19 protein-coding genes and 1 tRNA gene are annotated in these 24936 nt (G+C 71.6%); 16 read left to right on the top strand and 4 right to left on the bottom strand.

All coding sequences use genetic code 11. The features are described 5' to 3' along the window. Nucleotides 1–10 precede the first annotated feature (10 nt). Together O7627_RS22175 and O7627_RS22170 are read left to right on the top strand one after the other, a co-directional pair. Nucleotides 11–1084, top strand: coding sequence for an ABC transporter permease subunit (locus O7627_RS22175; protein ID WP_278095420.1), 1074 nt, complete (start codon nucleotides 11–13; stop codon nucleotides 1082–1084). Beyond that, nucleotides 1081–2007, top strand: a complete 927-nt coding sequence (locus tag O7627_RS22170) for a carbohydrate ABC transporter permease (RefSeq protein WP_278095419.1) — start codon at nucleotides 1081–1083, stop codon at nucleotides 2005–2007. The genes O7627_RS22175 and O7627_RS22170 overlap by 4 nt, the downstream gene beginning before the upstream one ends. A 53-nt stretch (nucleotides 2008–2060) precedes the next feature. Here O7627_RS22170 and O7627_RS22165 read toward each other — a convergent pair whose 3' ends face one another. Beyond that, a complete protein-coding gene (locus O7627_RS22165) occupies nucleotides 2061–4409 on the bottom strand; it encodes a TIM-barrel domain-containing protein (RefSeq protein ID WP_278095418.1) in 2349 nt (782 codons plus the stop codon). Nucleotides 4410–4523: 114 nt separating this feature from the next. Between O7627_RS22165 and O7627_RS22160 the strand changes: the two genes are divergently transcribed. Beyond that, entirely contained in the window at nucleotides 4524–6608 is a 2085-nt protein-coding gene (locus tag O7627_RS22160) for a beta-galactosidase (protein WP_278095417.1), read from the top strand. Nucleotides 6609–6824: 216 nt separating this feature from the next. Further along, the gene (locus O7627_RS22155) at nucleotides 6825–9110 is read left to right on the top strand and encodes a cellulose binding domain-containing protein (protein WP_278095416.1); all 2286 of its coding nucleotides are present in this window, start codon (nucleotides 6825–6827) and stop codon (nucleotides 9108–9110) included. 189 nt (nucleotides 9111–9299) lie between these two features. Here the strand turns inward: O7627_RS22155 and O7627_RS22150 are convergent, their stop codons facing one another. After that, nucleotides 9300–10331: an LLM class flavin-dependent oxidoreductase gene (locus O7627_RS22150; protein WP_278095415.1), complete on the bottom strand. Its 1032-nt coding sequence runs from the start codon at nucleotides 10329–10331 to the stop codon at nucleotides 9300–9302. 150 nt (nucleotides 10332–10481) lie between these two features. Here O7627_RS22150 and O7627_RS22145 point away from each other — a divergent pair, with 150 nt between their 5' ends. From O7627_RS22145 to O7627_RS22125, 5 genes are all read left to right on the top strand, one after another. Then, a complete protein-coding gene (locus tag O7627_RS22145; RefSeq protein ID WP_278095414.1) occupies nucleotides 10482–10907 on the top strand; it encodes a TOBE domain-containing protein in 426 nt (141 codons plus the stop codon). A gap of 47 nt (nucleotides 10908–10954) precedes the next feature. Beyond that, on the top strand, nucleotides 10955–11776 hold the full coding sequence (gene modA / locus O7627_RS22140) for a molybdate ABC transporter substrate-binding protein (protein WP_278095413.1): 822 nt from the start codon (nucleotides 10955–10957) through the stop codon (nucleotides 11774–11776). 2 nt (nucleotides 11777–11778) lie between these two features. Further along, the gene (locus tag O7627_RS22135; protein ID WP_278095412.1) at nucleotides 11779–12558 is read left to right on the top strand and encodes an ABC transporter permease; all 780 of its coding nucleotides are present in this window, start codon (nucleotides 11779–11781) and stop codon (nucleotides 12556–12558) included. Continuing rightward, complete coding sequence (locus O7627_RS22130) at nucleotides 12555–13694, top strand: ABC transporter ATP-binding protein (protein ID WP_278095411.1); 1140 nt, start codon at nucleotides 12555–12557, stop codon at nucleotides 13692–13694. Before O7627_RS22135 ends, O7627_RS22130 begins: the two co-directional genes overlap by 4 nt. 1020 nt (nucleotides 13695–14714) lie before the next feature. Then, on the top strand, nucleotides 14715–16337 hold the full coding sequence (locus tag O7627_RS22125) for a glycosyltransferase (protein WP_278095410.1): 1623 nt from the start codon (nucleotides 14715–14717) through the stop codon (nucleotides 16335–16337). On the opposite strand, the gene O7627_RS22120 is transcribed toward O7627_RS22125, so the two are convergent. Continuing rightward, nucleotides 16287–17339 (bottom strand): glycosyltransferase family 2 protein, encoded by a 1053-nt coding sequence (locus tag O7627_RS22120; protein ID WP_278095409.1) that lies wholly within the window; start codon nucleotides 17337–17339, stop codon nucleotides 16287–16289. The genes O7627_RS22125 and O7627_RS22120 overlap by 51 nt on opposite strands. Before the next feature lie 195 nt (nucleotides 17340–17534). Beyond that, nucleotides 17535–17608, bottom strand: a tRNA-Leu gene (locus O7627_RS22115). A 118-nt stretch (nucleotides 17609–17726) separates the two neighbouring features. On the opposite strand from O7627_RS22115, the gene O7627_RS22110 reads away from it, so the two are divergent. From O7627_RS22110 to O7627_RS22080, 7 genes are all read left to right on the top strand, one after another. Continuing rightward, nucleotides 17727–18344, top strand: coding sequence for a response regulator (locus O7627_RS22110; protein WP_278095408.1), 618 nt, complete (start codon nucleotides 17727–17729; stop codon nucleotides 18342–18344). An 88-nt stretch (nucleotides 18345–18432) separates the two neighbouring features. Further along, nucleotides 18433–19617 (top strand): hypothetical protein, encoded by a 1185-nt coding sequence (locus tag O7627_RS22105; protein WP_278095407.1) that lies wholly within the window; start codon nucleotides 18433–18435, stop codon nucleotides 19615–19617. 238 nt (nucleotides 19618–19855) lie between these two features. Further along, nucleotides 19856–21001: a branched-chain amino acid ABC transporter substrate-binding protein gene (locus tag O7627_RS22100; RefSeq protein ID WP_278095406.1), complete on the top strand. Its 1146-nt coding sequence runs from the start codon at nucleotides 19856–19858 to the stop codon at nucleotides 20999–21001. Between the two features lie 64 nt (nucleotides 21002–21065). After that, nucleotides 21066–22049, top strand: coding sequence for a branched-chain amino acid ABC transporter permease (locus O7627_RS22095; protein WP_278095405.1), 984 nt, complete (start codon nucleotides 21066–21068; stop codon nucleotides 22047–22049). Next, complete coding sequence (locus O7627_RS22090) at nucleotides 22046–23203, top strand: branched-chain amino acid ABC transporter permease (RefSeq protein WP_278095404.1); 1158 nt, start codon at nucleotides 22046–22048, stop codon at nucleotides 23201–23203. Before O7627_RS22095 ends, O7627_RS22090 begins: the two co-directional genes overlap by 4 nt. Continuing rightward, complete coding sequence (locus tag O7627_RS22085; protein ID WP_278095403.1) at nucleotides 23196–24134, top strand: ABC transporter ATP-binding protein; 939 nt, start codon at nucleotides 23196–23198, stop codon at nucleotides 24132–24134. The genes O7627_RS22090 and O7627_RS22085 overlap by 8 nt, the downstream gene beginning before the upstream one ends. Beyond that, a complete protein-coding gene (locus O7627_RS22080; RefSeq protein WP_278095402.1) occupies nucleotides 24124–24834 on the top strand; it encodes an ABC transporter ATP-binding protein in 711 nt (236 codons plus the stop codon). Before O7627_RS22085 ends, O7627_RS22080 begins: the two co-directional genes overlap by 11 nt. Nucleotides 24835–24936 lie beyond the last annotated feature (102 nt).

The following is a 24936-nucleotide window of genomic DNA, read 5'->3' as shown; positions in this document are numbered from 1 at the left end:
AGCCCGATCGATGAGTAGCACCGACACCACCCGGGTGGCCGGGGCCGGCGACGACCGGACCCGGCCACCCGGCGGTCCACCGCCCGCACCCGAGAAGGCCGGCCGGCCCGGCCAGCGGTCCGGCCGGCGACCGGGTCGCGACCGCCGCCGGTCCCGGATGCCGCTGCGGGCCCGACTACGCCGCGACTGGCCGCTGCTGGTGATGGTCGCCCCCGGCGCGCTGCTGCTGGCGGTCTTCCACTACCTGCCGATGCTGGGCAACCTGGTGGCCTTCCAGGACTACAACCCGTACGTCGGGGAGACCCCGCTGCAGGCGTTCCTTTACAGCGAATGGGTGGGCTTCGGCCAGTTCGAGGCGCTCTTCGGCGACCCGGCGTTCTGGGACGCGCTCTGGAACACCCTCTCCATCACCGCGTTCCAGCTGGTCTTCTACTTCCCGCTGCCGATCCTCCTGGCGATCATGCTGAACAGCATCCTGTCCAGCAAGCTCCGCCGGTTCGTGCAGACCGTCGTCTACCTGCCGCACTTCTTCAGCTGGGTGCTCGTGGTGACGTTCTTCGTGCAGATGCTGGGCGGCGCCGGGCTGCTTTCCCAGGTGATGCGCGACGCCGGGCTGGAACCGTGGAACATCATGACCAACCCGGACACCTTCATCGTCCTGGTCACCGCCGAGGCGGTCTGGAAGGACATCGGCTGGGGGACCATCGTCTTCCTGGCCGCGATCGCGATGATCGACCCCAACCTCTACGAGGCGTCGGCCGTGGACGGTGCGGGTCGGTGGCGCCGGCTCTGGCACGTCACCCTGCCCAGCCTGCGTCCGGTGATCATCCTGCTGCTGATCCTGCGGCTCGGCGACGCGCTCTCGGTCGGCTTCGAGCAGTTCATGCTGCAGCGCGACGCGGTCGGCCGGCAGGCCGCCGAGGTGCTGGACACCTTCGTCTACTACCACTCCATCGCCACCGGCAACTACGGCTTCGGCGCCGCGGCCGGCCTCTTCAAGGCCGCCGTCGGGCTGGTGCTCATCCTGGCCGCCAACAAGTTCGCCCACGCGATCGGCGAACGGGGGGTGTATTCGCGGACATGACAATCGCCAGAACGACGCCCAAGAACCGGCGCGCGGCCACCGGCCGGCCGGCCTGGGAGGAGCCGCCGAGCCCGGCCGGGCAGGCCGCCAAGGGCCTGGTGCTCACCCTGGTCGTGCTGGCCGTCCTCATTCCGATGTGGGTGGTCCTGGTGACCAGCCTCGCCGACCGGCAGACCATCAACGAGGCCGGCGGACTGGTGGTCATCCCCCGGGAGATCGACTTCTCGGCGTACGTGACCGTCTTCTCGGGCGGGCAGGTCAGCCAGGCGCTCTGGACCAGCACGCTGATCACGGTGATCGGCACCGCGGTGAGCCTCACCCTGACCGTGCTGGCCGCGTACGGGCTGTCCCGGCCGGGATCGGTGCTGCACCGGGGGCTGCTCTTCTACTTCCTGCTCACCTTCCTGCTCTATCCGGGCCTGGTGCCCAGCTACCTGGTGGTCACCGGGCTGGGCCTGAAGAACAGCATCTGGGCGCTGATCCTGCCGACCGCGGTGAGCGTCTTCAACCTGATCGTGATCCGGGCGTTCTTCCAGAACATCCCGCAGGAACTGCTGGACAGTGCCCGCATCGACGGGGCGGGCGAGTTCCGCATCCTGGCCCGGATCGTGCTGCCGCTGTCGAAGGCGGTGATCGCGGTGGTCGGCCTCTTCTACGCCGTCGGCTACTGGAACGTCTGGTTCACCGCCCTGCTCTACATCGACGACAACTCCAAGTTCCCGATCCAGCGGGTGCTGCAGAGCTACATCCTGGCCGGGCAGAGCCCGAACACCTCCGGCACCGGGGTCGGCGTCTCGTTGCCGCCGACCCTGGCGATCAAGATGGCGGTGGTGGTGGTGACGGTGGCCCCGATCGTCGCGGTGTACCCGTTCGTGCAGCGGCACTTCGTCAAGGGCGTGATCGTCGGAGCCGTGAAGGGCTGAGGGCGGGGCGCCCCCCACCTGGGCACCCCGCCCCGCTCACCCGCCCGCGAGGATCAATCGCGTACCGCGGGTAGTCCGTCGGCCGGCACGAAGGCCGCCGGTACGCCGTTGAGCAGCAACCGCCTCGGCGCCGGCGGCCCGGCGGCCACCGCGGCCAGGGCCACCCCCCGGACCCGGGCCGGACCGCTGGTCTCCACCCGCAGTGTGTCGCCGTCGCGGATCACCGTCACCGCCGTGTCCCCGTCGACGTCGCTGATGGTGGTCCGGGAGGTGATGGCGCCGTAGCTGACGACGGTGATCTCCGGGAACGGCCCGTCGCCGATCGAGTCGGCCAGCGGGGCGGTCGGCAGCAGGGCACCGTGCCGGACGAAGAGCGGCAGCCGGTCCAGCGGCTGGACCACCCGCAGGTGCCGCCCGCCGGTGTGCAACTCGCCGGACCAGAAGTCCACCCAGTCGCCGGCCGGCAGGTAGAGGTGCCGCCGCCCGTCCGGGTTGGTCATCGGGGCCACCAGCAGGTCCGGGCCGAGCAGGTACTCCAGCTCGGCGTGCCAGGCCGCCGGGTCCTCCGGGGTGTCCACCAGCAGGGCCCGCATCATCGGCGCACCGGTCCGGGCCGCCACCACCGCGGCCGAGTAGAGGTACGGCAGCAGCCGGTAGCGCAGCCGGACCGCGTCGACGGCGTCACGCTCGGCCTCGGCCGGGAAGTCCCAGGGCAACCGGCTGCTGGTGCCGTGGAACCGGAACAGCGGCGAGAAGGCACCGAACTGCGCCCAGCGGACGTAGAGGTCCGGGGTCGGGGTGCCGTGGAAGCCGCCGGTGTCGTGACTCCAGAACGGGACGCCGGACAGGCCGTGCGAGAGCCCGCCGCGCAGCGTGCTCGCCATCGCCGGCCAGGTCGAGGCGACGTCGCCGCTCCACTGGGCGGAGTGCCGCTGCCCGCCCAGGTACGACGACCGCGCCCACACCAGGCCGTGCCCGGCCACCTCCCGGGTGACCGCCGAGACGGCGTCGTTGAAGAGCAGGCTGTAGACGTTGTGCAGCTCGACGCCGGTCATCCCGTTGTAGGCCACCGCGTCCGCCGGCACCCCCTCGGCGAAGTCGGTCTTGAACACGGCGGCGCCCTGTGCCAGCAGCGGCCGCAGCAGCCCGGTGAACCACGCGCTGGCCGCCGGGTTGGTGAAGTCCACGATCCCGGAGGCCGGGTGGGTGCCGTGCCAGACGTCGGCGACGTAGGCCGACCCGTTGGCCCGGCGCAGGAAGTAGCCGGCCTCGGCCGCCTCGGCGAACAGCGGGCTGCCCTGGCTGAGGTACGGGTTCATCCAGAGGCTGACCTTGAACCCCTGGTCGGCGAGGATCGCCATCATCGCGGCCGGGTCGGGGAAGTTGTCGGTGTCCCAGCGCAGGTCGGACCAGGCCCCGGCCACCTGCCAGTAGCAGTCCAGGTGCAGCACGTCGCAGGGGATGCCGCGCTCGCGGATCTTGCGGGCCCGCTCCAGCACGTGCTCCTGGGTGTCGATGAAGAACCCGGACGAGATCCAGCTCCCGAAGGCCCACTTCGGTGGCAGCTCCGGCCGGCAGGTCAGCCCGTTGTAGCGGTCCAGGAGCTCGGCGGGGGTCGGCCCGGCGATCAGGTAGTAGTCGAGCAGGTCGTCCGGGACCACTATCTGCACGCAGCTGTGGGTGGACTGGCAGATGTCGAACTCGACCGGCATCCCGCTGTCGACGAGCACCCCGTAGCCCCGGCTGGACAGGTACAGCGGGATGCTCTTGTGGGACCGGTCGGACTCGCTGCCGAAGGCGTCGAAGTTCCACATCAGGGCCCGCTGGCCGCGCTTGTCCAGCGGGGTGAACTTCTCGCCGAGCCCGACGAAGCGCTCGTCGCCCGGCGCGGTGAAGGTCTCGTGGTACGCGGCCACGCTGCCGTCGGCCAGCGACCGGCCGAACGGCAGGGTCCGCAGCCGGCCGCTGATGTCCTGCTCACCGGGGTTCTGCTCGACCAGCAACTCGCCGTCGGCGTCGACGAACCGCAGGTGCCAGGGGTCCAGCCGCAGCTCGGCGGTGACCGCGCCGGCCGAGATCCGGACCCGGTCGCCGTCGACGCGTACCTGGGCGGGGTGGGTGCCCGGCCGCACCAGCGGCAGGATGCGGGCCGACCGGCTGCGCGCCACCGGGTCCTCGCTGAGGCGTACCCGGATGACGCCCTCGCCCGCGGCCGCGACCCGCACCGCGAGCGATCCGCCGTCGGAGGTGGTGGCCTTCAGGGTCACCCCGTGTTCGTCGGTGGCCAGCACCTCGGCCCGGGTCAGCGCGGAGAGGCCCTGCTCGCCGGGGGCGCGCACCGGAAGCTCCGGCGGGTCGGCGACGAAGGTCTCGTGCGGTACCAGGGGCGGACGGTACGGCATGCGATCTCCTCAGCTCCCGGGCGCCGACGGCGTTCTATTAGTTTCTTTGCTAACCCAACAAACTGTCAACGGTCGAGATTGACAGCCCTCACCGCCCTGCCTAGGTTCGGCACGATGCGATGGCCCCGCGGGTTGACCCGGCTCTGCTACGGCGGCGACTACAACCCGGAGCAGTGGCCGGAGGCGGTCTGGGCCGACGACGTCGAGCTGATGCGGCGGGCCCGGGTCAACCTGGTCACCGTCGGGGTGTTCGCCTGGTCCCGGCTGGAACCGGCCGCCGGCGCCTACGACTTCGGCTGGCTGGACCGGGTGCTCGACCTGCTGCACGACGGCGGCGTCCGGGTCGCGCTGGCCACCCCGACCGCCTCCCCGCCGCCCTGGTTCTCGCTCGCCCACCCGGATGCGCTGCCGGTCACCGCCGACGGGGTACGACTGCACCACGGCAGCCGCGACACCTACTGCCCGAGCGCTCCGGCCTACCGGTCGGCGGCGCTGCGGATCGCCGGCGCGCTGGCGACGCGGTACCGCGACCACCCGGCGCTGGCCCTGTGGCACGTGCACAACGAGTACAGCGCGGCCTGCCACTGCGCGCACTCCGCGGCGGCGTTCCGGCGCTGGCTGCGCCACCGGCACGGCGACCTGGCCACCCTCAACGACGCCTGGGACACCAGCTTCTGGAGCCAGCACTACGGCGACTGGGAGCAGATCGGCACCCCCCGGGCCACCCGCTACCTCGCCAACCCCGGCCACGAGCTTGACTTCCGGCGGTTCTGTTCGGACGAGCTGCTGGCCGCGTACACCGATCAGCGGGACCTGCTGCGGACCGTGACCCCCGACGTGCCGGTGACCACCAACTACGTCCTGGGGGGTTGGGTGCCGGTCGACCACGCCCGCTGGTCGGCGGAGGTGGACCTGGTCGCGATCGACCACTACCCGTCGCAGGTCGGCATCGGCGCCGAGGAGCAGACCGCCCTCGCCGCCGACCTGGCCCGCTCCTGGGCGCGGCGCAGCCCCGGCGGGCCGGGCTGGCTGCTGATGGAGAGCGCGCCGAACCTGATCTACACCGCCGGCCGGATGCACACCAAGGAGCCGGGTCGGATGGCCCGGCACAGCCTCGCGCACGTGGCCCGGGGCTCGCGCGGGGCGATGTTCTTCCAGTGGCGGGCGCCGCGCGGGGGAGCCGAGCGTTTCCACTCGGCGCTGGTGCCGCACGCCGGCCCGGACAGCCGGATCTTCCGCGAGGCGGTCGCCCTCGGCGCCACCCTGGACCAACTGTCCGAGGTGGATGAAGGTGCGGTGCACGCGCCGATCGGCATCGGCTGGGATGCCGAGTCCTGGTGGGCGTTGCAGGGGCCGGGTCTACCTGCGGAGCTGGACTATCTGGCCGAGGTGTCGGCCGCGCACCGGGCGCTGTGGCAGGCCGGCATCGGCACCGACTTCGTGTCACCGGGTGAGCCGCTAGCCCGGTGGAAGATGCTGGTCCTGCCGGCCCGTTACCTGGTCACCGACGCCTTCGCCGCGCAGCTGGGGGAGTGGGTGGCGGCGGGCGGGCAGCTCGTCGTGACCTATCTCAGCGGGGTCGCCGACGAGCATGGCCGGGTACGGCTGGGCGGCTACCCGGGTGCGCTGCGGGACCTGCTCGGCATCCGGGTGGAGGAGTTCTGGCCGCTCGCCGAGGGCGAGACGCTGACGTTGTCGTCGCAACCCCCGGGCGCGACCGGCTCGTTCTGGTCGGAGACCGTCCGGCTCGCCGGGGCCGAGCCCGTCATCGGGTACGCCGAAGGCCCGCTCGCCGGCCAGCCGGCGGTCACCCGGCACCGGGTCGGGTCCGGGACGGCCTGGTACGTCTCGACCCGGCTCGACGAGGCTGCCTACCGCTGGCTGCTGACGTCGATGGCGGCGACCGCCGGCATCGAGCCGACCTGCCCCGCCGCCCCCGACGGCGTGGAGGCCGTCCGCCGCTCCACCCCGGACACGAGCTGGCTGTTCCTGTTCAACCACACCGACCGGCCCCACCGGGTGCCGGTATCCGGCACCGTGTTGATCGACGCCAACCGGGGACCGGGCGAGTTGGCTCATCCGCAGCCGGTCAGCGAGGTGCTGGTCCCGCCCGGCGGCGTCGCAGTGCTCCGCGAACCCTCCCCGGCGCCCGCCGCCGAGCGGGGAGTTCACGATCCTCAGGACATTCGGCACGTCTGATGCGCGTTTGGCGTGCCGGATGTCCTGACGATCGTGAACGGCCGGTTGGTGTTGTCTCGGGAAAGCGGTTGCCTTAGCATGCTGGTGCGCAGGAGTTGGCATCCATCGATAGTCAGCGGGGTTTGAATCGTTCCATCCCCGTCGGCGCGGCACCGCGGCCGACCCGGGCAAGGGTCGCGTCGGGCGGCGCCGCGCACCGCCACCATCGGAGTCAGCATGCGCATCTCGCGACATCGAACCGCCCTGCTCGCCGCCGGCACCAGCGTGCTCGTCGCCGGCGCCGGCGTCTGCTTCGCCACCGTCGCCTCGGCCGCCGCCGGCTGCCGGGTCGACTACCAGATCGCCAGCCAGTGGTCCGGCGGCTTCGGGGCGAACGTCACCGTCACCAACCTCGGCGACCCGCTCACCGGCTGGTCGGTCACCTGGGCCTACGGCGCCGGCCAGACCATCACCCAGGCGTGGAACGCCACCGTCACCCAGTCCGGCGCCAACGTCACCGCCACGAACGTCAGCTACAACGGCAACCTGGCCACCAACGCCAGCACCTCGTTCGGCTTCAACGGGTCGTGGACCGGCTCCAACCCGGTGCCGGCGAGCTTCGCGGTCAACGGCACCACCTGCACCGGCGGCGTGACCCCGACGACCCCGCCGCCGACCACCGGCCCGCCGCCCACCACGCCGCCACCCACCACCCCACCGCCCACCACGCCGCCCCCGACCACGCCGCCGCCGACCACCGGGCCGCCGCCGGCCGGGGCGAAGCAGATGGAGGACCTGGACCGGGGTCTGATCAGTGTCCGGTCCGGCTCGGGCAACCTGGTTTCCTGGCGGCTGCTGGGCACCGAGGCGGCCGGCACCGGCTTCAACGTCTACCGGGGCGGCACCCGGGTCAACTCCACCCCGATCACCAACTCCACCAACTATCTCGACTCCGGGGCGGCGGCCGGTTCCGCGTACACGGTCCGGGCCGTGGTGAACGGCGCCGAGCAGGCCCCTTCCGGACCGGCGTTGCAGTTCACCAACGGCTACCTGGACGTGCGGCTGCAGGTACCGCCCGGCGGGACGACGCCGTCCGGCGAGTCGTACAGCTACTCGGCAAACGACGCCTCCGTCGGTGACCTCGACGGCGACGGCCAGTACGAGATCGTCCTCAAGTGGGACCCGTCCAACGCCAAGGACAACTCCCAGTCCGGCTACACCGGCAACGTCTACGTCGACGCGTACCGGCTCGACGGCACCCGGCTGTGGCGCATCGACCTGGGCCGCAACATCCGGGCCGGGGCGCACTACACCCAGTTCCAGGTGTACGACTACGACGGCGACGGCCGCGCCGAGGTGGCGATGAAGACCGCCGACGGCACCCGCTCGGGCACCGGGCAGGTGATCGGCTCCGCGTCGGCGGACCACCGCAACTCGTCCGGCTACGTGCTCGCCGGCCCCGAGTACCTGACCATGTTCAACGGCCAGACCGGCGCGGTCGCCTCCACCGTCAACTACGTGCCGGCCCGGGGGAACGTCTCGTCCTGGGGTGACTCGTACGGCAACCGGGTGGACCGGTTCCTGGCCGGCACCGCGTACCTGGACGGCCAGCGGCCGTCGCTGATCATGGCCCGGGGCTACTACACCCGCGCGGTGGTCGCCGCCTGGGATTTCCGCAACGGCAGCCTGACCCAGCGCTGGGTCTTCGACTCCAACTCCTCGGGCAACGGCTCCTACGCCGGGCAGGGCAACCACAGCCTCTCCATCGCCGACGTGGACGCCGACGGTCGGGACGAGATCGTCTACGGCGCGGCCACCATCAACGACAACGGCAGCGGGCTGTGGAACAGCGGCCTCGGGCACGGCGACGCCGGACACGTCGGGGATCTGAACCCGAGCCGGCCCGGGCTGGAGTACTTCAAGGTGCAGGAGGACGGGTCCAAGCCGTCGTCGGCGATGATCGACGCCCGGACCGGGCAGGTCATCTGGTCCACCGCCGCCGGTGGTGACAACGGCCGGGGCGTCTCGGGCGACATCTACGCCGGCAGCGCGGGCGCCGAGTCCTGGTCGAACGCCGTGGACGGACTGCGCAGCCCGACCGGGTCGAATATCGGCCGCAAGCCGTCGTCGGCGAACTTCCTGGCCTGGTGGGACGGGGATCCGGTGCGGGAACTGCTGGACCAGACCAGGATCGACAAGTACGGCACCTCCGGTGACACCCGGCTGCTCACCGGCAGCGGGGTCGCCGCCAACAACGGCACCAAGGCCACCCCGGCGCTCTCCGGCGACCTGTTCGGGGACTGGCGGGAGGAGGTGATCTGGCGGACCAGCGACTCGTCGGCGCTGCGGATCTACGCCACCCCACACCAGACCGACCGGCGGATCCACACCCTGCTGCACGATGCGCAGTACCGGGTGGCGATCGCGTGGCAGAACACCGCCTACAACCAGCCGCCGCATCCGAGTTTCTTCATCGGAAACGGCATGAGCACCCCGGCGCAGCCGAACATCTACGTCCGCTGACGGGAAAAGCCTGACCGGAAAACAGTCGCGCCGGGCCGGTAAGGAGCGGAATCCGCTCGTACCGACCCGGCGCGACACACACCGCGACATAGCGCAGCCCGTCCCGACCGCGCTCGTCGAACCACCACCGGGTATTACTCTAGGCGCCGTTCCGGGACGGAGCCGTGACGGTGGGATGAAGTTCCTGTTTCACGACCCCGACGTTTGTCGATGCAATCCGCCGGCCACCTTTTCCGCGATCAATTCGTACGAGCGCACCCGGTCGGCGAGGTCGTAAACCAGGGCGGTGAGCATCAGCTCGTCCGCGCCGGTGCGGGCCAGCAGCTCGGTCAGTTGCCGGCGGACCGTCTCCGGCGAGCCCATCGCCTGCCCGGTCCGGCGGTCGAGGGCGAACTGCCGCTCCGCCTCCGTGTAGGGGTAGGCGGCGGCCTCCTCCGGGGTGGCCAGCGGCTGCGGCCGGCCGGACCGCAACCGCAGGAACGACAGCACGGCCGGCCCGGACAGCCATTCGGCCCGCTCGTCGGTATCGGCGCAGACCGCGTTGACGGCGACCATCGCGTACGGCTTGTCCAGCCAGCGCGACGGCCGGAAGTTCTGCCGGTACAGCGCCAGCGCGGGCAGCGTGTTCGCGGCGCTGAAATGGTGGGCGAACGAGAACGGCAGGCCGAGCCGGCCGGCGAGCTGTGCGCTGAATCCGCTCGAGCCGAGCAGCCAGATGGCTGGCCGGTCGCCCCGGCCCGGGGTGGCCAGGATCGGCCCGGCCCGTTCTCCGGTGAAATAGCTCTCCAGGTCGGCCAGCTCCTGCGGGAAGCCCTCCGCGGAGAGCCCTTCCATCGTCCGGCGCAGCGCCAGCGCGGTCACCTGGTCGGTGCCGGGCGCCCGGCCGATGCCCAGGTCGATCCGGCCCGGGTGCAGTGCCTCCAGGGTGCCGAACTGCTCGGCCACCACCAGCGGCGCGTGGTTGGGCAGCATCACCCCGCCGGAGCCGACCCGGATCCGGGTGGTGGCCGCCGCCAGGTGGGCGATCAGCACCGCCGGCGCCGAACTGGCGATCGCCGGCATGTTGTGGTGTTCGGCCACCCAAAACCGGTGGTAGCCCAGCTCCTCGGTGCGCCGGGCCAGCTCGGTGGTGTGCCGCAGGGCCTGGCCGGCGGTGGTGCCGGCCGCCACCGGAGCAAGATCAAGAACAGACAACGGTACGTCGATCACAAGATCATTCAACGCGTCCGGCCGCGAATCTGTTCCGGCGCACCGCTTCCGGTTTCCCGCCCCGACCCCTGGCGTCGAGTCGCCGTGGCGGTCCTTCGATGACGCAACTGCGAGCATGTCCAGCAGTTTCCTGTCGCGGATGCCAACGGTATGGTCTGTCGCATGGGGCAGTTTCGGATCGGTGAGGCGGCCGAGCTGCTGGGCGTGAGCACCGACACCGTCCGGCGGTGGGTCGACGCCGGCCGGCTGTCGGCGGCCCGGGACGAGCACGGCCACCGGGTGATCGACGGCGTCGACCTGGCCGCTTTCGCCCGGCGGGCGGGCGACGAGCCGGACGGCCGTGCCGGCGACTCCTCGGCCCGCAACCGGCTACGCGGCATCGTCACCGCCGTGGTGAAGGACACCGTGATGGCCCAGGTCGACATCCAGGCCGGACCGTTCCGGATCGTCTCCCTGATGAGTCGCGAGGCCGTCGAGGCACTGGACCTGGCGGTCGGCTCGGTCGCGGTCGCGGTGATCAAGTCGACGACCGTCGTGGTGGAGAAAGCCGCCCCGCCGACGCCCGTCCGGACCCGGAGCACCCCGTGACCGCGCCATCCGGGGCGACCGCTGGCCGGCGAGACCCGGAGCATCCGGTGATCGCGCGATCCACGGTTCGCGCCGGCCGGCGGGCGCGAACCGGCCGGCCGGCGGCCGCGCTCGGGTTCGTCCTCGCCGCGACGCTTGCCGCCGGGTGCGGTGGCGCCCCGGACGCGGCCGGATCGCCGTCCGGCGCCGGGGTCACCGGCACCGTCACCGTCTTCGCGGCGGCCTCCCTCACCGAGTCGTTCACCCAGCTCGGCACCGCCTTCGAGGCCGCGAACCCGGGCGCGACGGTGGTCGTCAACTTCGCCGGCAGCTCCGCGCTGGCCACCCAGATCAACCAGGGCGCCCCGGTCGACGTCTTCGCCGCCGCCGCGCCGGCCAACATGGCGACCGTCACCGACGTCGGCAACGGTGCCGGCAGCCCGGCCACCTTCGCCCGCAACCAGCTCGTCATCGCCGTACCCGAGAGCAACCCCGGCGCGGTCACCAGCCTGGCCGACCTGACCGGACCCGACGTCAAGGTGGCGCTCTGCGCCGAGCAGGTGCCCTGCGGCGCGGCGGCGAGGAAGGCACTCGACGCGGCCGGTGTCACGCTGACCCCGGTGACCCTGGAGCAGGACGTGAAGGCTGCGCTGTCGAAGGTGCGGCTGGGCGAGGTGGACGCCGCGCTGGTCTACCGCACCGACGCGCGGGCTGCCGCCGACGATGTGGACGCAGTGGAGTTCCCGGAGTCGGCGGGCGCCGTCAACGACTATCCGATCGTCGTCCTCACCGACGCGCCCAACCCCGACGGTGCGCAGGCGTTCGTCAACTTCGTCCTCTCCGACCGGGGCCGGACCGTCCTCACCGACGCCGGCTTCCAGGTGCCGTGACGATGCGCCGACCGCCGCTGGCGCTGCTGGTGCCGGCCGGACTCGGGCTGGCGTTCCTGGTGCTGCCGCTGGCCGGGCTGCTCGTCCGGACGCCCTGGGCCGACCTGCCCGAGCGGCTGACCGAGCCGGGCGTGCTCACCGCCCTGTGGCTGTCGCTACGGACCGCCTCGGTCGCCACCGGGCTCTGCCTGGTCCTCGGGGTACCGCTGGCCTGGCTGCTGGCCCGGGTCGAGTTCCCCGGCCGCCGGCTGGTACGGGCGCTGGTGACCGTCCCGCTGGTGCTGCCGCCGGTGGTCGGCGGCGTCGCCCTGCTGCTGGTCTTCGGCCGCCGAGGCATCGTCGGCTCCTGGCTGGACACCACCTTCGGGATCACCCTGCCGTTCACCACCACCGGGGTGGTGCTGGCCGAGGCGTTCGTCGCAATGCCGTTCCTGGTGATCTCCGTGGAGGGCGCGCTGCGCGGCGCCGACACCCGGTACGAGGAGGCCGCCGCCACCCTCGGCGCCGGCCGGTGGACCACCTTCACCCACGTCACCCTGCCGCTGGTCGCCCCCGGCATCGCCGCCGGCGCGGTGCTCTGCTGGGCCCGCGCCCTCGGCGAGTTCGGCGCCACCATCACCTTCGCGGGAAACTTCCCGGGCCGCACCCAGACCATGCCGCTGGCGGTCTACCTGGCCCTGGAGACCGACCTGGAGGCCGCCATCGTGCTCAGCCTGATCCTGCTGACCGTCTCGGTGACGATCCTCGCCGGGCTACGCGACCGCTGGCTGACCAGCTCATGACCGGCAGACGGCCGACGCCGGACGGTCCGCGCGATCGTGCCGTGCCGGTCGGCGCCGCGCAGCGGGCCGGCGCGTCGCCGCTGCTCGACGCGCGGCTGACCGTCGACCGGGGTGAGTTCCGGCTCGACGTGCCGCTGACCATCGCCGCCGGTGAGGTGGTGGCGCTGCTCGGCCCGAACGGGGCCGGCAAGACCACCGCGCTGCGCGCCCTCGCCGGCCTGCAACCGCTGACGGCCGGGCACGTCACCCTCGCCGGCGCCGACCTCGACCGGCCGGGGAGTCGGGCGTTCACGCCGGCCGAGCGGCGCCCGATCGGGGTCGTCTTCCAGGACTACCTGCTGTTCCCGCACCTGAGCGCGCTGGACAACGTCGCCTTCGGCCCGCGCCGGCACGGCGTCGACCGGCGCCGGGCCCGCGACCGGGCGGCCGGCTGGCTGGACCGGGTCGGCCTGACCGAACACGCCCGCCGCCGGCCCCCGCAGCTCTCCGGCGGTCAGGCCCAACGGGTCGCGCTGGCCCGGGCGCTCGCCGTCGACCCGGCCCTGCTGCTGCTCGACGAGCCGCTCGCCGCGCTGGACGCCCGCACCCGGTTGGACACCCGGGCCCAGCTGCACCGGCACCTGACCGACCACCCGGGCGCCACGCTGCTGGTCACCCACGATCCGCTCGACGCGCTGGTGCTGGCCGACCGGCTGGTCATCATCGAGGACGGCCGGGTGGTGCAGGAGGGCGACGCGGCCACCGTCACCGCGCGCCCCCGCACCGACTACGTGGCCCGGCTGGTCGGGCTGAACCTCTACCGGGGGCGGGCCGACCGGCACCGCGTGACCCTCGACTCCGGTCTCACCCTCACCGTCGCCGACCCGACCGACGGCGAGGTGTTCGTCGCGTTCCCGCCCAGCGCCGTGGCACTGCACGCGACCCGGCCCGACGGCAGTCCTCGCAACACCTGGCCGGCGACGATCGCCGGGATCCAGCGCCACGGCGACAACCTGCGCATCCAGGTGACCGGCCCGATCACCGCCGCCGCCGACGTCACCCCGGCCGCCGCCAGCCAACTGAACCTGCTGCCCGGCCAGCCGGTCTGGGCGGCGGTCAAGGCCGCCGAGACCCGCGCCTATCCGGCCGCCGGTTGATTGCGGTGTTGGTCTGGCCGCAACGCCGTCTGATTGGAAGACTTCAGGGGACGTGACCCTTTCCGTCGAAGGTACAGGTCCCGGTTGAATGCAGGTCATAAACGCCTGGAATCTTCTTCACAGACGGTATCCATCGGCTCGATGGTCGGACGCGTCCAAGGTGTAGCGGAGACGGTGTTGGCGCCCTTGGCGTACTGCAGGCCCTATGGCAGCCCATTGGGTAGGTAGCCGGCCAGAATCGATTGGCGGGGGTTGTGGGAGCGGGGGCCTCCGGCCGGTCGGGACGGGAATTGCAATCCACGCCAGGTCGGAGGCCCCCTCATACCTCATGGTCGGATGTGGTGCGCCACTAGCGTCGGCGACTTCTGGTCAGTGCGGCCGAGCAGGACATTCTGGTGCTGCCTGGAGGACTACCAGACGGCCATCGAGTCTGCGTAGCGGTGAGTACCTGCGCCGCCTGTGCAGATGGCGGTTGATGTTCCGGACCCGTGACGTGCGGGCCCTTGACGTGACCAGGTGAATCCGGATCCGTCAATGCAGTAAGCGATTGCTGCGAACCACTGCGGCCCTGGCCCCTGTGCGCACGTGTAGCTGATCGATGTGGATGTCCCGCTCTTGTTGCAAGGACCGACGGCTGAGGCGGCGGCTGGCACGGCGAGAATGGACCCCGTCACGACGAGGGGCACGGCGATCCGCGCAAGCATCATTCTCATTTTGCTCCTTCTGGTCTCTAGAGTGGACGATTCCACGAAAGTACTCGGCTGCATCGATAAGCTGAAGGAGTTTAAGTCAGTACTGAAAGACTGGGTTTGAAGCCGGTCGCGTGCTACCGTGCTAACGACTTCATAGGCAAGTTGACTTCATTGAGCCCGCTGCGTGGCCACTTTCTCCTGCGCGGCAGGTTTCCGAAGTGTCGGTTGACCCGCGTGATAGATTGTCCCGGAGCGGTGTGTAGCGTGCCGTATCCTTTTGGGTATAACGGACGGCCGCGATCCTGGTCGTCCCCGCCCGAGGAGCCCGGTGAACCGCACTCCCCGTGTCATCCGTAACGACTGGTCCCCGGTGCCGGTGCCCGACCTCGACGGCTGGCGGCCGACGATGTCGGTGACGGTGGTGATCCCCGCCTACCGGTGCCAGCCCACCCTCGACCTGACCCTGGCCTCGCTGAGCCGGCAGACCTACCCGGCCGACCTGCTGGAGGTCGTCGTCGTCGACGACAGCTCCGACCCGCCGCTGCGGCTGCCGGAGATCCGCCCGGAGCGGACCAAGCTGGTCCGGGCCGGCGACGCCGGCGAGCCCGGCTGGGGCCGGGCCAACGCGCTGCACCTCGGAGTGACGCACAGCTCCGGCGAGATCCTGCACTGGCTCGACGCCGACATGGTCGCCTACCCGGAGCACGTCGCGGCGCAGGCCCGCTGGCAGCACGTCCTGCCGTACGCGGTGACCCTCGGCTACAAGCGGTTCGTCGACCCCGACACGCACGGCCCGTGGCCGGCGCCGGAGACCGTCGCCGCGGCGTGGGACGCAGGCGCCGCCGCCGACCTGTTCGGCGGCAGCCAGGGCGACCCGCACGAGTACCTGGAGCGCTACCTCGCCCAGACCGACCAGATGCGCACCGCCGACCACCTCGCGTTCCGCTTCCACGTCGGCGCCACCGCCGCGCTGCGTCGGGAGCTGTACGAGGCGGCCGGCGGCTTCGACCGGGAGCTGCGCCTCGGCGAGGACACCGAGTTCGGCTACCGGCTGGCCCAGGCCGGCGCGGTGTTCGTACCCGAACCGGCGGCCCGGTCCTGGCACCTCGGCCGGACCCACGTGATGCGGGCCCGGGAACAGGTCGCCCGCTACAACCGGCCGTTCCTGGCCGACCGGCTGCCGTACCCCCGGCACTGGCGCCGGGCCGGCGGCACCGCCTGGACCGTCCCGCTGGTCGAGGTCGTCGTCGAGGTGGCGGACCAACCGTTGGAGCGGGTCCGGGCGGCGGTCGACGCGGTGCTGCGCGGCACCGAACAGGACCTGCGGGTCACCCTCGTCGGCCCCTGGGACCAGCTCGACGACGACCGGGTGCCGGTGCTCACCGACCCTCGCCTCGACCTGCGGCTGATCGCGGCCAGCTACCGGGGTGAGCCCCGGGTGCGGCTGGTCACCGAGCGGCCGGAGACCGCCTTCCCGTCGCCGTACCTGCTCGACCTGCCGGCCGTCCACGGCCTCGCCCCGGACGCGGTGCGTACCCTGATCGACCTGGCCGACCGGCACCAGGTCGGCGTGCTGCGGGTCGAGGCGCCGGAGGGCGCCGGCCCGCCGGCGCTGCTCTGGCGCACCGCCGCGCGCGGCCGGACCCGGTGGGCACGCGCCGCCGGCGAGTCGCTCTTCGACGCGGTGGATTCGGTGTACGGCCACCGCGCGGTGACCGCCGCCGAGGTGGGGATCGTCGACCTGACCCGGTACCAGCCGGCCGACCTGCTGCACGGGGTCGCCCGGCTGGTCGAGGCCGGCCGCCGCTCCCCGGCGCTGGTGCCGTCGATCGTGGAGGTGGAGGGCGTCCGGTCGCTGGCGAAGGCGACCGTGGTGGTGGGCTGGCTGGCCGGCCGCCGCCTACTGGCCTGGCTGCGCCCCGGCCGGCGCGGCCCCGCTGCTCGCCGGTGACCCGTTGTCCGGCGGGGATTCGCGGTCGGGCCGCGCTCCGGCGTCCGGCGGTGATCCGGCGGTGCCGGTGCTCGGGCGGGTGAGGGCCAGGTCCCGCAGCCGGTGGCGCAGGGTCGGGGGGATCAGCCAGATCTGCAGGAACGTCAGGTAGTCCAGCGGTCCGGGCCGGCCGTGCCGGTGGGCCTCGCGCCACAGGGTGCCGAAGACCTTCGGGCTGCGGGTGCCGGCCGCCATCGAGCTGATCACGCTCATCGTGACGGCCGCGTACGCGCGCGGCGTGAAGAGTGGGCGGCTGCGCCGCAGCCACTCCAGCTGGCGCTGCCACGGCGAGTGCAGGCTGATCCGCGGCCGGTCCTCGTCCTGGTGCCAGATCACCAGCGGCTGGTCGGCGATGAGCAGTTCGACGTCGTCGTGGGCCAGCGCCCGTAGCGTCCAGTCCAGCTCCTGCATCCGGGGCACCGCCGGGTCGAACGGCACCCGGCGCAGCAGCCGGGTCGGCGCCAGGATCGTCGAGGTCTGGATGAACCCGTCCCCGTGGAACAGTCCGCGCCGCACGGTGAGGTACTCGCTGAGCGACTCGCCGCTCGCCGGCAGCCGGCGGGGGATGACGAACTCGGCCCGGGGGGTGCGGTTGATCAGGCGACTGCCGACGATCGGCAGCGGCGCGGTCGCCCGCCGGGCGAGGTCGAGCTGGACGGCGAGCTTGGTCGGCAGCCACTCGTCGTCGTCGTCGAGCAGCGCCGTCCACGGCGCGCGGGCGGCGCGTACCCCGGCGTTGCGGGCGCTGGGCGCCCCGCCGCGGGCCGGTAGCCCGATCACCCGCAGCCGGTGGTCGGCGAAGCTGTCCAGCGCCGCGCGGGTGGCCGGGTCGGGCCCGTCCACCACGACGAGGACCTCGATGTTCGGCACCGTCTGGGCGAGCGCGCTGCGCACGGCCCGGGCGACGAGTGCCGGGCGGTTCAGCGTGGGTACCACCACGCTGACCTCGGGAATGGGCGTCATGGAGTCCCGCCGGGTCGATGGGAATGAGCCCAGGAAGCTATCGACCGCGCGCGGCCGGCAGGTGAAGTTCGGGTGGTGTCAGGTTGGCGAGCCGGAGACCAACAACCGAGCCCGGCGGGTGGCGGATAATGGCAGGAAGCCGGCCGAACGGGGTTCGGCCGGCTCGGTGGGCGCACGCGACGCGCCTGGCAGGGGTGCCCCCGGTGGGACTCGAACCCACACTGTCGGAGGTTTGAGCTCCGTCTCTCTGCCGGTTGGAGTACAGGGGCCTGTCAGGAGTACTACAGGGGCCTGAGGTTCTTGGCTCAGCCAGCCTACCCACTACGCTGAGGACGGTCACATCCGGTAGGTCGGGTGTCGCTACTAGAGCGCTGGGGGTAGGGGTCCGTGACCGACACGCAGGATGGCGCCGAGCGCAGACGGGTGCTCATCGCCGAGGACGAGGCGCTGATCCGACTGGACCTCGCCGAGATGCTCGTCGAAGAGGGCTACGACGTGGTGGGCGAGGCCGGCGACGGCGAGACGGCCGTGCGGCTGGCCGAGGAGCTCAAGCCCGACCTCGTCATCCTCGACATCAAAATGCCGATCATGGACGGTCTGGCGGCGGCCGAGCGGATCGCCGCCGGCCGGATCGCCCCGGTGGTCATCCTGACCGCGTTCAGCCAGCGCGACCTGGTCGAGCGGGCCCGGGCGGCCGGTGCGATGGCGTACCTGGTCAAGCCGTTCCAGAAGAGCGACCTGGTGCCGGCGATCGAGATCGCGCTGTCGCGGTACTCGGAGGTCGCGGCGCTGGAGGCCGAGGTGGCCGGGTTGACCGACCGGCTGGAGACCCGCAAGACGGTGGAGCGCGCCAAGGGCGCGTTGATGACCACGTACGGGATGACCGAGCCGCAGGCGTTCAAGTGGATCCAGCGCACGGCGATGGACCACCGGATGACCATGCGCGAGGTGGCGGAGCGGATCCTCGCGGAGGGCACCGGGACCGAGCCGCCGGCCGCCGGCTGACGGGCCGACGCCGTGGGTCCGGCGGCAGGGGCAAGCGGCGCCGGCTCGCGGGCGCCCCGGGGCGGCCGACGGCCCTAGAATTTGACGGATGCCGGTGTCCCGACGCCTCGCCGCCGTGTTCGCGGTTTCCCTGCTGGCGCTCGCCGGCTGCCGGGCCGGTTCGGAACCCGAGCCGGCGCCGCCGGAGCCGCTGCGCCCGGTCTGGCAGCCGCTGACCCTGCCGGCGCCGGCGGGTGAGCCCGGCCGGCCGATGCTGCGCGACATCGTCGCCTGCGCCGGCCGGTGGTTCGTGGTCGGCGGGCTGGCCGACGCCGCCGGCGGCACCAGACCGGCGGCCTGGACCAGCACCGACGGGCAGACCTGGACCTCGCTGCCGTTCGTCGCCGACAGCTACTACGGGCGGCAGAACGTCGTCTACGCCGCCGGCTGCCGGGACGGTCGACTCGCCGCGCTCGGCGCGAAGACCGGCGGCGCGCACGCCTATCCCCGGACCAGCAGTTGGTGGCAGCGCCCGGACGGCACGCTGGTCGAGGTGGCGGCCCGGTTCGAGCTCTACGGCGGCCCGACGGCCGTGAACGTGGGCCGGCTGGTCGGCGGGCCGGCCGGCTGGTTGATCACCGGGAATCGCAGCAGCGGCGCGGCGGCCTGGGTGTCGCCGGACGCGGCCGGGTTCGAACTGCTCGAAGGGGCGCCCGAGTTGGCCTCCGACGACCGGGGGGTGACCTGGGGCTTCGACGCGGTCGCCGGCCCGGCGGGCTGGCTGATGGTGGGCGGCCTGCTGCCGCCCGGCCGGATCGACCGCGACCCGCTGGCCTGGACATCGCCGGACGGGCGGGCCTGGCAGCGGGTGTCGCTGCCGGGAACCGACGAGTACGAGGAACTCCAGCGGGTCGCCCTGGTCGGCTCGACACCGGTCGCGGTCGGGCTGCGTGGCGACTCGTTCGGTGCCTGGCGGGCGTCCGGCGACGGCTGGCGGGCGGCCGGCGGGTTCGGTGCGGTCGGCGGGACCGGAGTGGTGCCCGGGGTGGTCGGGCTCGGGGTGGTCGGTGACCGCCTGCTGGCGACCGTCTCGGACGGCACGGCGTACACGGTCTTCAGCTCGGCAGACCTGGGTGACAGCTGGCTGCCGGTGGTCGCGCCGGTGCCGATGCCGGCCGGGCCGGACCGGGATGCCGGGTTGGCGGTGGTCGCGGATCGGGCGGTGCTCTTCGTCGATCCGGGCGCAACCACGGACCAAGGTGGCGCACTGTGGTTGACCGAATCCGGACTGTGAATGCGATAAGGGACGGGAGCGCTCTCGCATGTTACGGGCAATGACGCGATCGCACTCGTATTCGTAACGGTTTGGCATGCCCCGGCCCCAGGCCTTCCGAGAGTGAATGAGCCTAGGTACGCTCCGCCATCACGAGCCGTAACGCAGGTCAGCGTTCCTGGTCGGTTGGCGCGTGCGCGGACACGTCGCGTCGTACCCCGACTGCCGTTGCCCTGCATCCCGAGGAGGTCAAGAAGCCGTGAGGCGAAAGTATGTACGGGCGCTGAGCACCGCCGCGCTCGCTACGGTGATGGTGGCCGCCGCCGGCTGCCAGGACAGCGGTAGCGAGGGTGGCGAGGCCGCCGAGTGCGGCGGCAAGATCGCGATCTTCGGCGCGTTCAGCGGTGACAACGCGGGCCTGGTGCTCCCGTCGCTCAACGGCGCCGAGCTGGCCGTGAAGCAGCACAACGAGGCGAACGCCGACTGCCAGGTGACCCTGCAGCGGTTCGACACCCAGGGCGACCCGGCGGTGGCCACCCCGTTCGCCAACCAGATCGCCGGTGACCAGTCGTTCCTCGGCGTCATCGGTGGGCACTTCTCCGGCGAGACCGACGCCACCATGCCGATCTACGAGGCTGCCGGCCTGGCCATGATCAGCCCGTCCGCGACCCGGCTGGACCTGACCTCCAAGGGGAACAAGTCGTTCTTCCGGGTGGTCGGCCACGACGGCACCCAGGCCGCCGCGGTGGCGACCTACATGAAGGCGCAGAACGCCCAGCGGGTCTTCGCCGTCGACGACGGCAGCGCCTACGGCGCCGGCATCACCGCCGAACTCGGCACCGCGCTCGGCCCGCTGATGGCCGGCACCGACAAGATCCAGGAGCGGCAGGCGCAGTTCGACGCCACCATCTCCAAGATCAAGGCAGCGAACGCCGACTACGTCTTCTACGGCGGCTACGTCCGCGAGGCGGCCCCGCTGGTGCGTCAGATGCGCTCGGCCGGTGTCACCGCGAAGTTCGTCGGCCCGGACGGCCTCTACGACCCGGCGTTCGCCGAGGGCGCGGCCGGCGGCGCCGAGGGCGCCATCATCACCTGCCCGTGCATCCCGGCCGACAAGGCCGGCGGTTCCTTCACCGAGGACTACCAGGCCGAGTACGGCATCGCGCCGGGCTCCTACGGCGGTGAGGGCTTCGACGGCGCCCAGATCTACCTGGACGCATTCAAGGACGGCAAGCAGACCCGCGCCGACATCCTGGCCTTCGTGAAGGCGTACGACAAGCAGGGCGTCTCGAAGTACATCAAGTTCGCGGAGAACGGCGACGTCGACCCGTCCCGTGTCGTGATCTGGGCCTACGAGATCAAGGGCACCGCGATCACCCCGCTGCAGGAACTCAAGCTGAACTGACGACCGCGTCATCTGGAGTACGGCCGGGGGGATCCCCCGGCCGTACTCGATGCAAGGAGTTCTTGTGAATTTCGACGAACTATTCGGCCATCTCGGCCAGCACACCGTCGACGGGCTCTCCAAGGGATCGATCTACGCCCTGATCGCTCTCGGCTACACCCTCGTCTACGGCGTCCTGCGCCTGATCAACTTCGCGCACTCCGAGGTTTTCATGGTCGGCACCTTCGCGGTGCTCGGCGTCTGGACCGCCATGGGAGTGCAGGCCAACCCGCCGATCGGGCAGGCCATCCTCATTCTGCTGATCGGTCTGATCGCCGCCGCGATCGCCGCCGGCGGCACGGCACTGGCGATCGAACGCGTGGCCTACCGGCCACTGCGCCGAAAGAACGCGCCACCACTTATCTTTCTGATCACCGCGATCGGCCTGTCGCTGGTCTTCGTCGAGGTCTTCGGCTTCGTACTGCCGAAGCTCTTCGGCGGGATCGCCGAGACCCTCTTCGGGCGGCCCCGGCAGATCATCGGGATGCCCACCATCATCGAGCAGAAGACGCTCTTCACCATCGCCGGCACCGCGATCACGAACGTGCAGCTGATCGTGGTGATCGCCGCGGTGGCGATGATGGCGGTGCTGGACTGGTTCATCAACCGCACCCGGTACGGCCGGGGCGTGCGGGCCGTCGCGCAGAACCCGGAGACGGCCGCCCTGATGGGCGTCAACCAGGACCGGGTGATCATGCTGATCTTCGTGCTCGGCGGGATCATGGCCGGCGCCGCGGCGCTGCTGTGGAGCATGCGGTTCGGCTTCACCCAGAACAGCATCGGCTTCGTGCTCGGTCTCAAGGCGTTCACCGCCGCGGTGCTGGGCGGCATCGGCAACCTGCGCGGCGCCCTGCTCGGCGGGCTGCTCCTCGGCATCGTCGAGGTCTACGGCGCGACGCTGCTGCAGTCCCGGTGGGAGGACGTGATCGCGTTCGTGGTGCTGATCGTGGTGCTGATGTTCCGGCCGACCGGCCTGCTCGGTGAGTCGCTGGGGAGGGCCCGAGCATGATCGACAAAGCTCGTGCCATGGACAGTCGCCGGCTCGCCTTCCTGACCGGGATCGGCGACCGGTTCCGGGCGCTGCCGAAGTGGCAGCGAATGCTCGCCGTGGTGGCCGGCATCGCCTTCCTGTACTACCTGCCGCTGCTCGGCATCCCCGGGCTGACCTGGCTGCGCACCGACTCGATCGAGGGCGGCAACAACTGGGCCGGCGTGCTCTTCGTCTGCGCCATCTACGTGCTGGTCGCGATCGGACTGAACGTGGTGGTCGGCCTGGCCGGCCTGCTCGACCTCGGCTACATCGGCTTCTTCGCCATCGGGGCGTACAGCGTGGCGCTGTTCGGCTCGGTGAACTCGCCGGTGGTGCAGTGGATCCAGCGGGAGTTCGACCTGCCGCCGACCTGGGCGGTGACCTGGGCGGTCTGCGCCTTCCTCGCGCTGGTGCTGACGCTGATCTCCGGGGTGATCCTGGGCTGGCCGACGTTGCGGCTGCGCGGCGACTACCTGGCCATCGTCACGCTCGGCTTCGGCGAGATCATCCGGATCTTCGCCCGGAACTCGGAGCAGATCACCAACGGGCCGCAGGGCATCTCCGCGATCCCCGGCCCGGAGGGCCCGCCGTCGGCGGACAACCAGCTGTTCGGCCTGATCGACGTCAAGCCGTGGTACTGGTTGGCGCTCACCTTCGTCATCGTGATGGTCTTCGCCGTGCGCCGGCTGGAGCACAGCCGGGTCGGCCGGGCCTGGCTGGCCGTGCGGGAGGACGAGGACGCGGCCGCGGTGATGGGGGTCTACCCGTTCAAGTTCAAGCTCTGGGCGTTCGCCATCGGCGCCGCGCTGGGCGGGCTCTCCGGGTTCCTCTTCGCCAGCCGCAACGCCTTCATCGACCCGACCCAGTTCAACGTCAACCTGTCGATCCTCTTCGTCGCCATGGTGGTGGTCGGCGGCTCGGGGAACATGGTCGGCGTCTCGCTGGGCGCGGTGCTGCTGGCGTACCTGCCGGAGCGGTTCCGGGAGTTCAGCGACTGGCGGTGGCTCGTCTTCGGCCTGGCGATGGTGCTGGTGATGATCCTGCGCCCGCAGGGCATCATCCCCAGCCGGCGACGGACCCGGGAGTTCAAGGACCGCGCCGAGGAAGCAAAGGAGGCGCCGGCTCATGCCTGACGACGCAACCGCGGTGGCGGCGCCCCGCATCCCCACCCAGCCCGGCCCCCGCAAACCGCTGCTGGAGATCGACGACGTCACCCTCCGGTTCGGTGGGGTGGTGGCGCTCAACGAGATCCGGTTCGAGATCTACGAGGGCGAGATCCTCGGCATGATCGGGCCGAACGGCGCCGGCAAGACGACCTGCTTCAACGTCATGACCGGTGTCTACAAGCCCACCTCCGGGGCCGTCCGGTTCCGGGGCGAGCGGGTCAGCGGCCGCAAGCCGCACCAGATCAGCAAGCTCGGCATCTCCCGGACCTTCCAGAACATCCGGCTGTTCCCGGAGATGACCGCGCTGGAGAACGTCATCGTCGGGACCGACTCCCGGCACAAGACGAGCGTGCCGGGGGCGCTGTTCCGGCTCTACCGCAAGAAGCCGAAGCCGGAGGAGATGCCGCAGGTCACCGCCGAGGGCGGTCCGCTGCGGGCCTGGCAGCAGCTGAAGCTGTCGGCGGCGAAGGTGTTCGGGATCTCCCGGCACACCCTGGAGGAGCGGGCCGCCGAGCGCAAGGCGCTCGATCTGCTCCGGTTCGTCGGCATCGTCGACCGGGCCAACGACGCGGCCCGGAATCTGCCGTACGGCTACCAGCGCCGGTTGGAGATCGCCCGCGCGCTGGCCACCGAGCCGAAGCTGCTCTGCCTGGACGAGCCGGCCGCCGGCTTCAACCCGGCGGAGAAGGAGCAGCTGCTCGAGCTGATCCGGCAGATCCGCGACCGGGGTCACACCGTGCTGCTGATCGAGCACGACATGCGGCTGGTCATGAACGTGACCGACCGGATCGTGGTGTTGGAGTTCGGCAAGAAGATCGCCGAGGGGGCACCCTCGGAGGTCAGCAAGGACCCGCGGGTGATCGCCGCCTACCTGGGGGAGTCGACCGATGCTGCTTGAGCTGGATCAGGTCACCGTCGCGTACGGGCGGATCGAGGCCCTGCACGGCATCAGCATCACCGTCGACGAGGGCGAGATCGTGGCCCTCATCGGGGCCAACGGTGCCGGCAAGACCACCACCATGCGGGCGATCTCCGGCATCCGGTCGCTGTCGGCCGGGCGGATCACCTTCAACGGCGAGGACATCAGCAAGCTCCGGGCCGACCTGCGGGTCATCCGGGGGCTGTGCCAGTCACCGGAGGGCCGGCAGATCTTCCCCGGCATGACGGTGCTGGAGAACCTCGACATGGGGGCGTACACCCGGCGCGACACGGCCGGGATCGCCGCCGACCTGGAGCGGGTGCTGACCCTCTTCCCGCGGCTGCGGGAGCGGCGCAAGCAGGCCGGTGGCACGCTCTCCGGCGGCGAGCAGCAGATGCTCGCGGTCGGCCGGGCGCTGATGAGCCGGCCGAAGCTGCTGCTGCTCGACGAGCCGTCGATGGGGCTGGCGCCGATGGTGATCCGGCAGATCTTCGACATCATCACGGAGATCAACCAGCAGGGCACCACCATCCTGCTGGTCGAGCAGAACGCCCAGCAGGCGTTGTCCCGGGCGCACCGGGGCTACGTGCTGGAGACCGGCCGGATCGTCAAGGAGGGGAGCGGGCAGGACCTGCTGCACGACCCGTCGATCAAGGAGGCGTACCTCGGCGTCGCCTGAGCCGGGACGTACCGGGATCTGTGGCCGGCCCGGGACGCGGATGTCGCGTCCCGGGCCGGCGCCGTTCGCGGCGGTGTTTTGATGGCCGCGTCGGCGGCGGTG

Origin of the sequence: Solwaraspora sp. WMMD1047 (genome assembly GCF_029626155.1) — a bacterium.
In the GTDB taxonomy this organism is placed as follows: domain Bacteria; phylum Actinomycetota; class Actinomycetes; order Mycobacteriales; family Micromonosporaceae; genus WMMD1047.
Note: the sequence above shows the minus strand (reverse complement) of the source record. Positions and strands in the feature narration are given on the sequence as shown.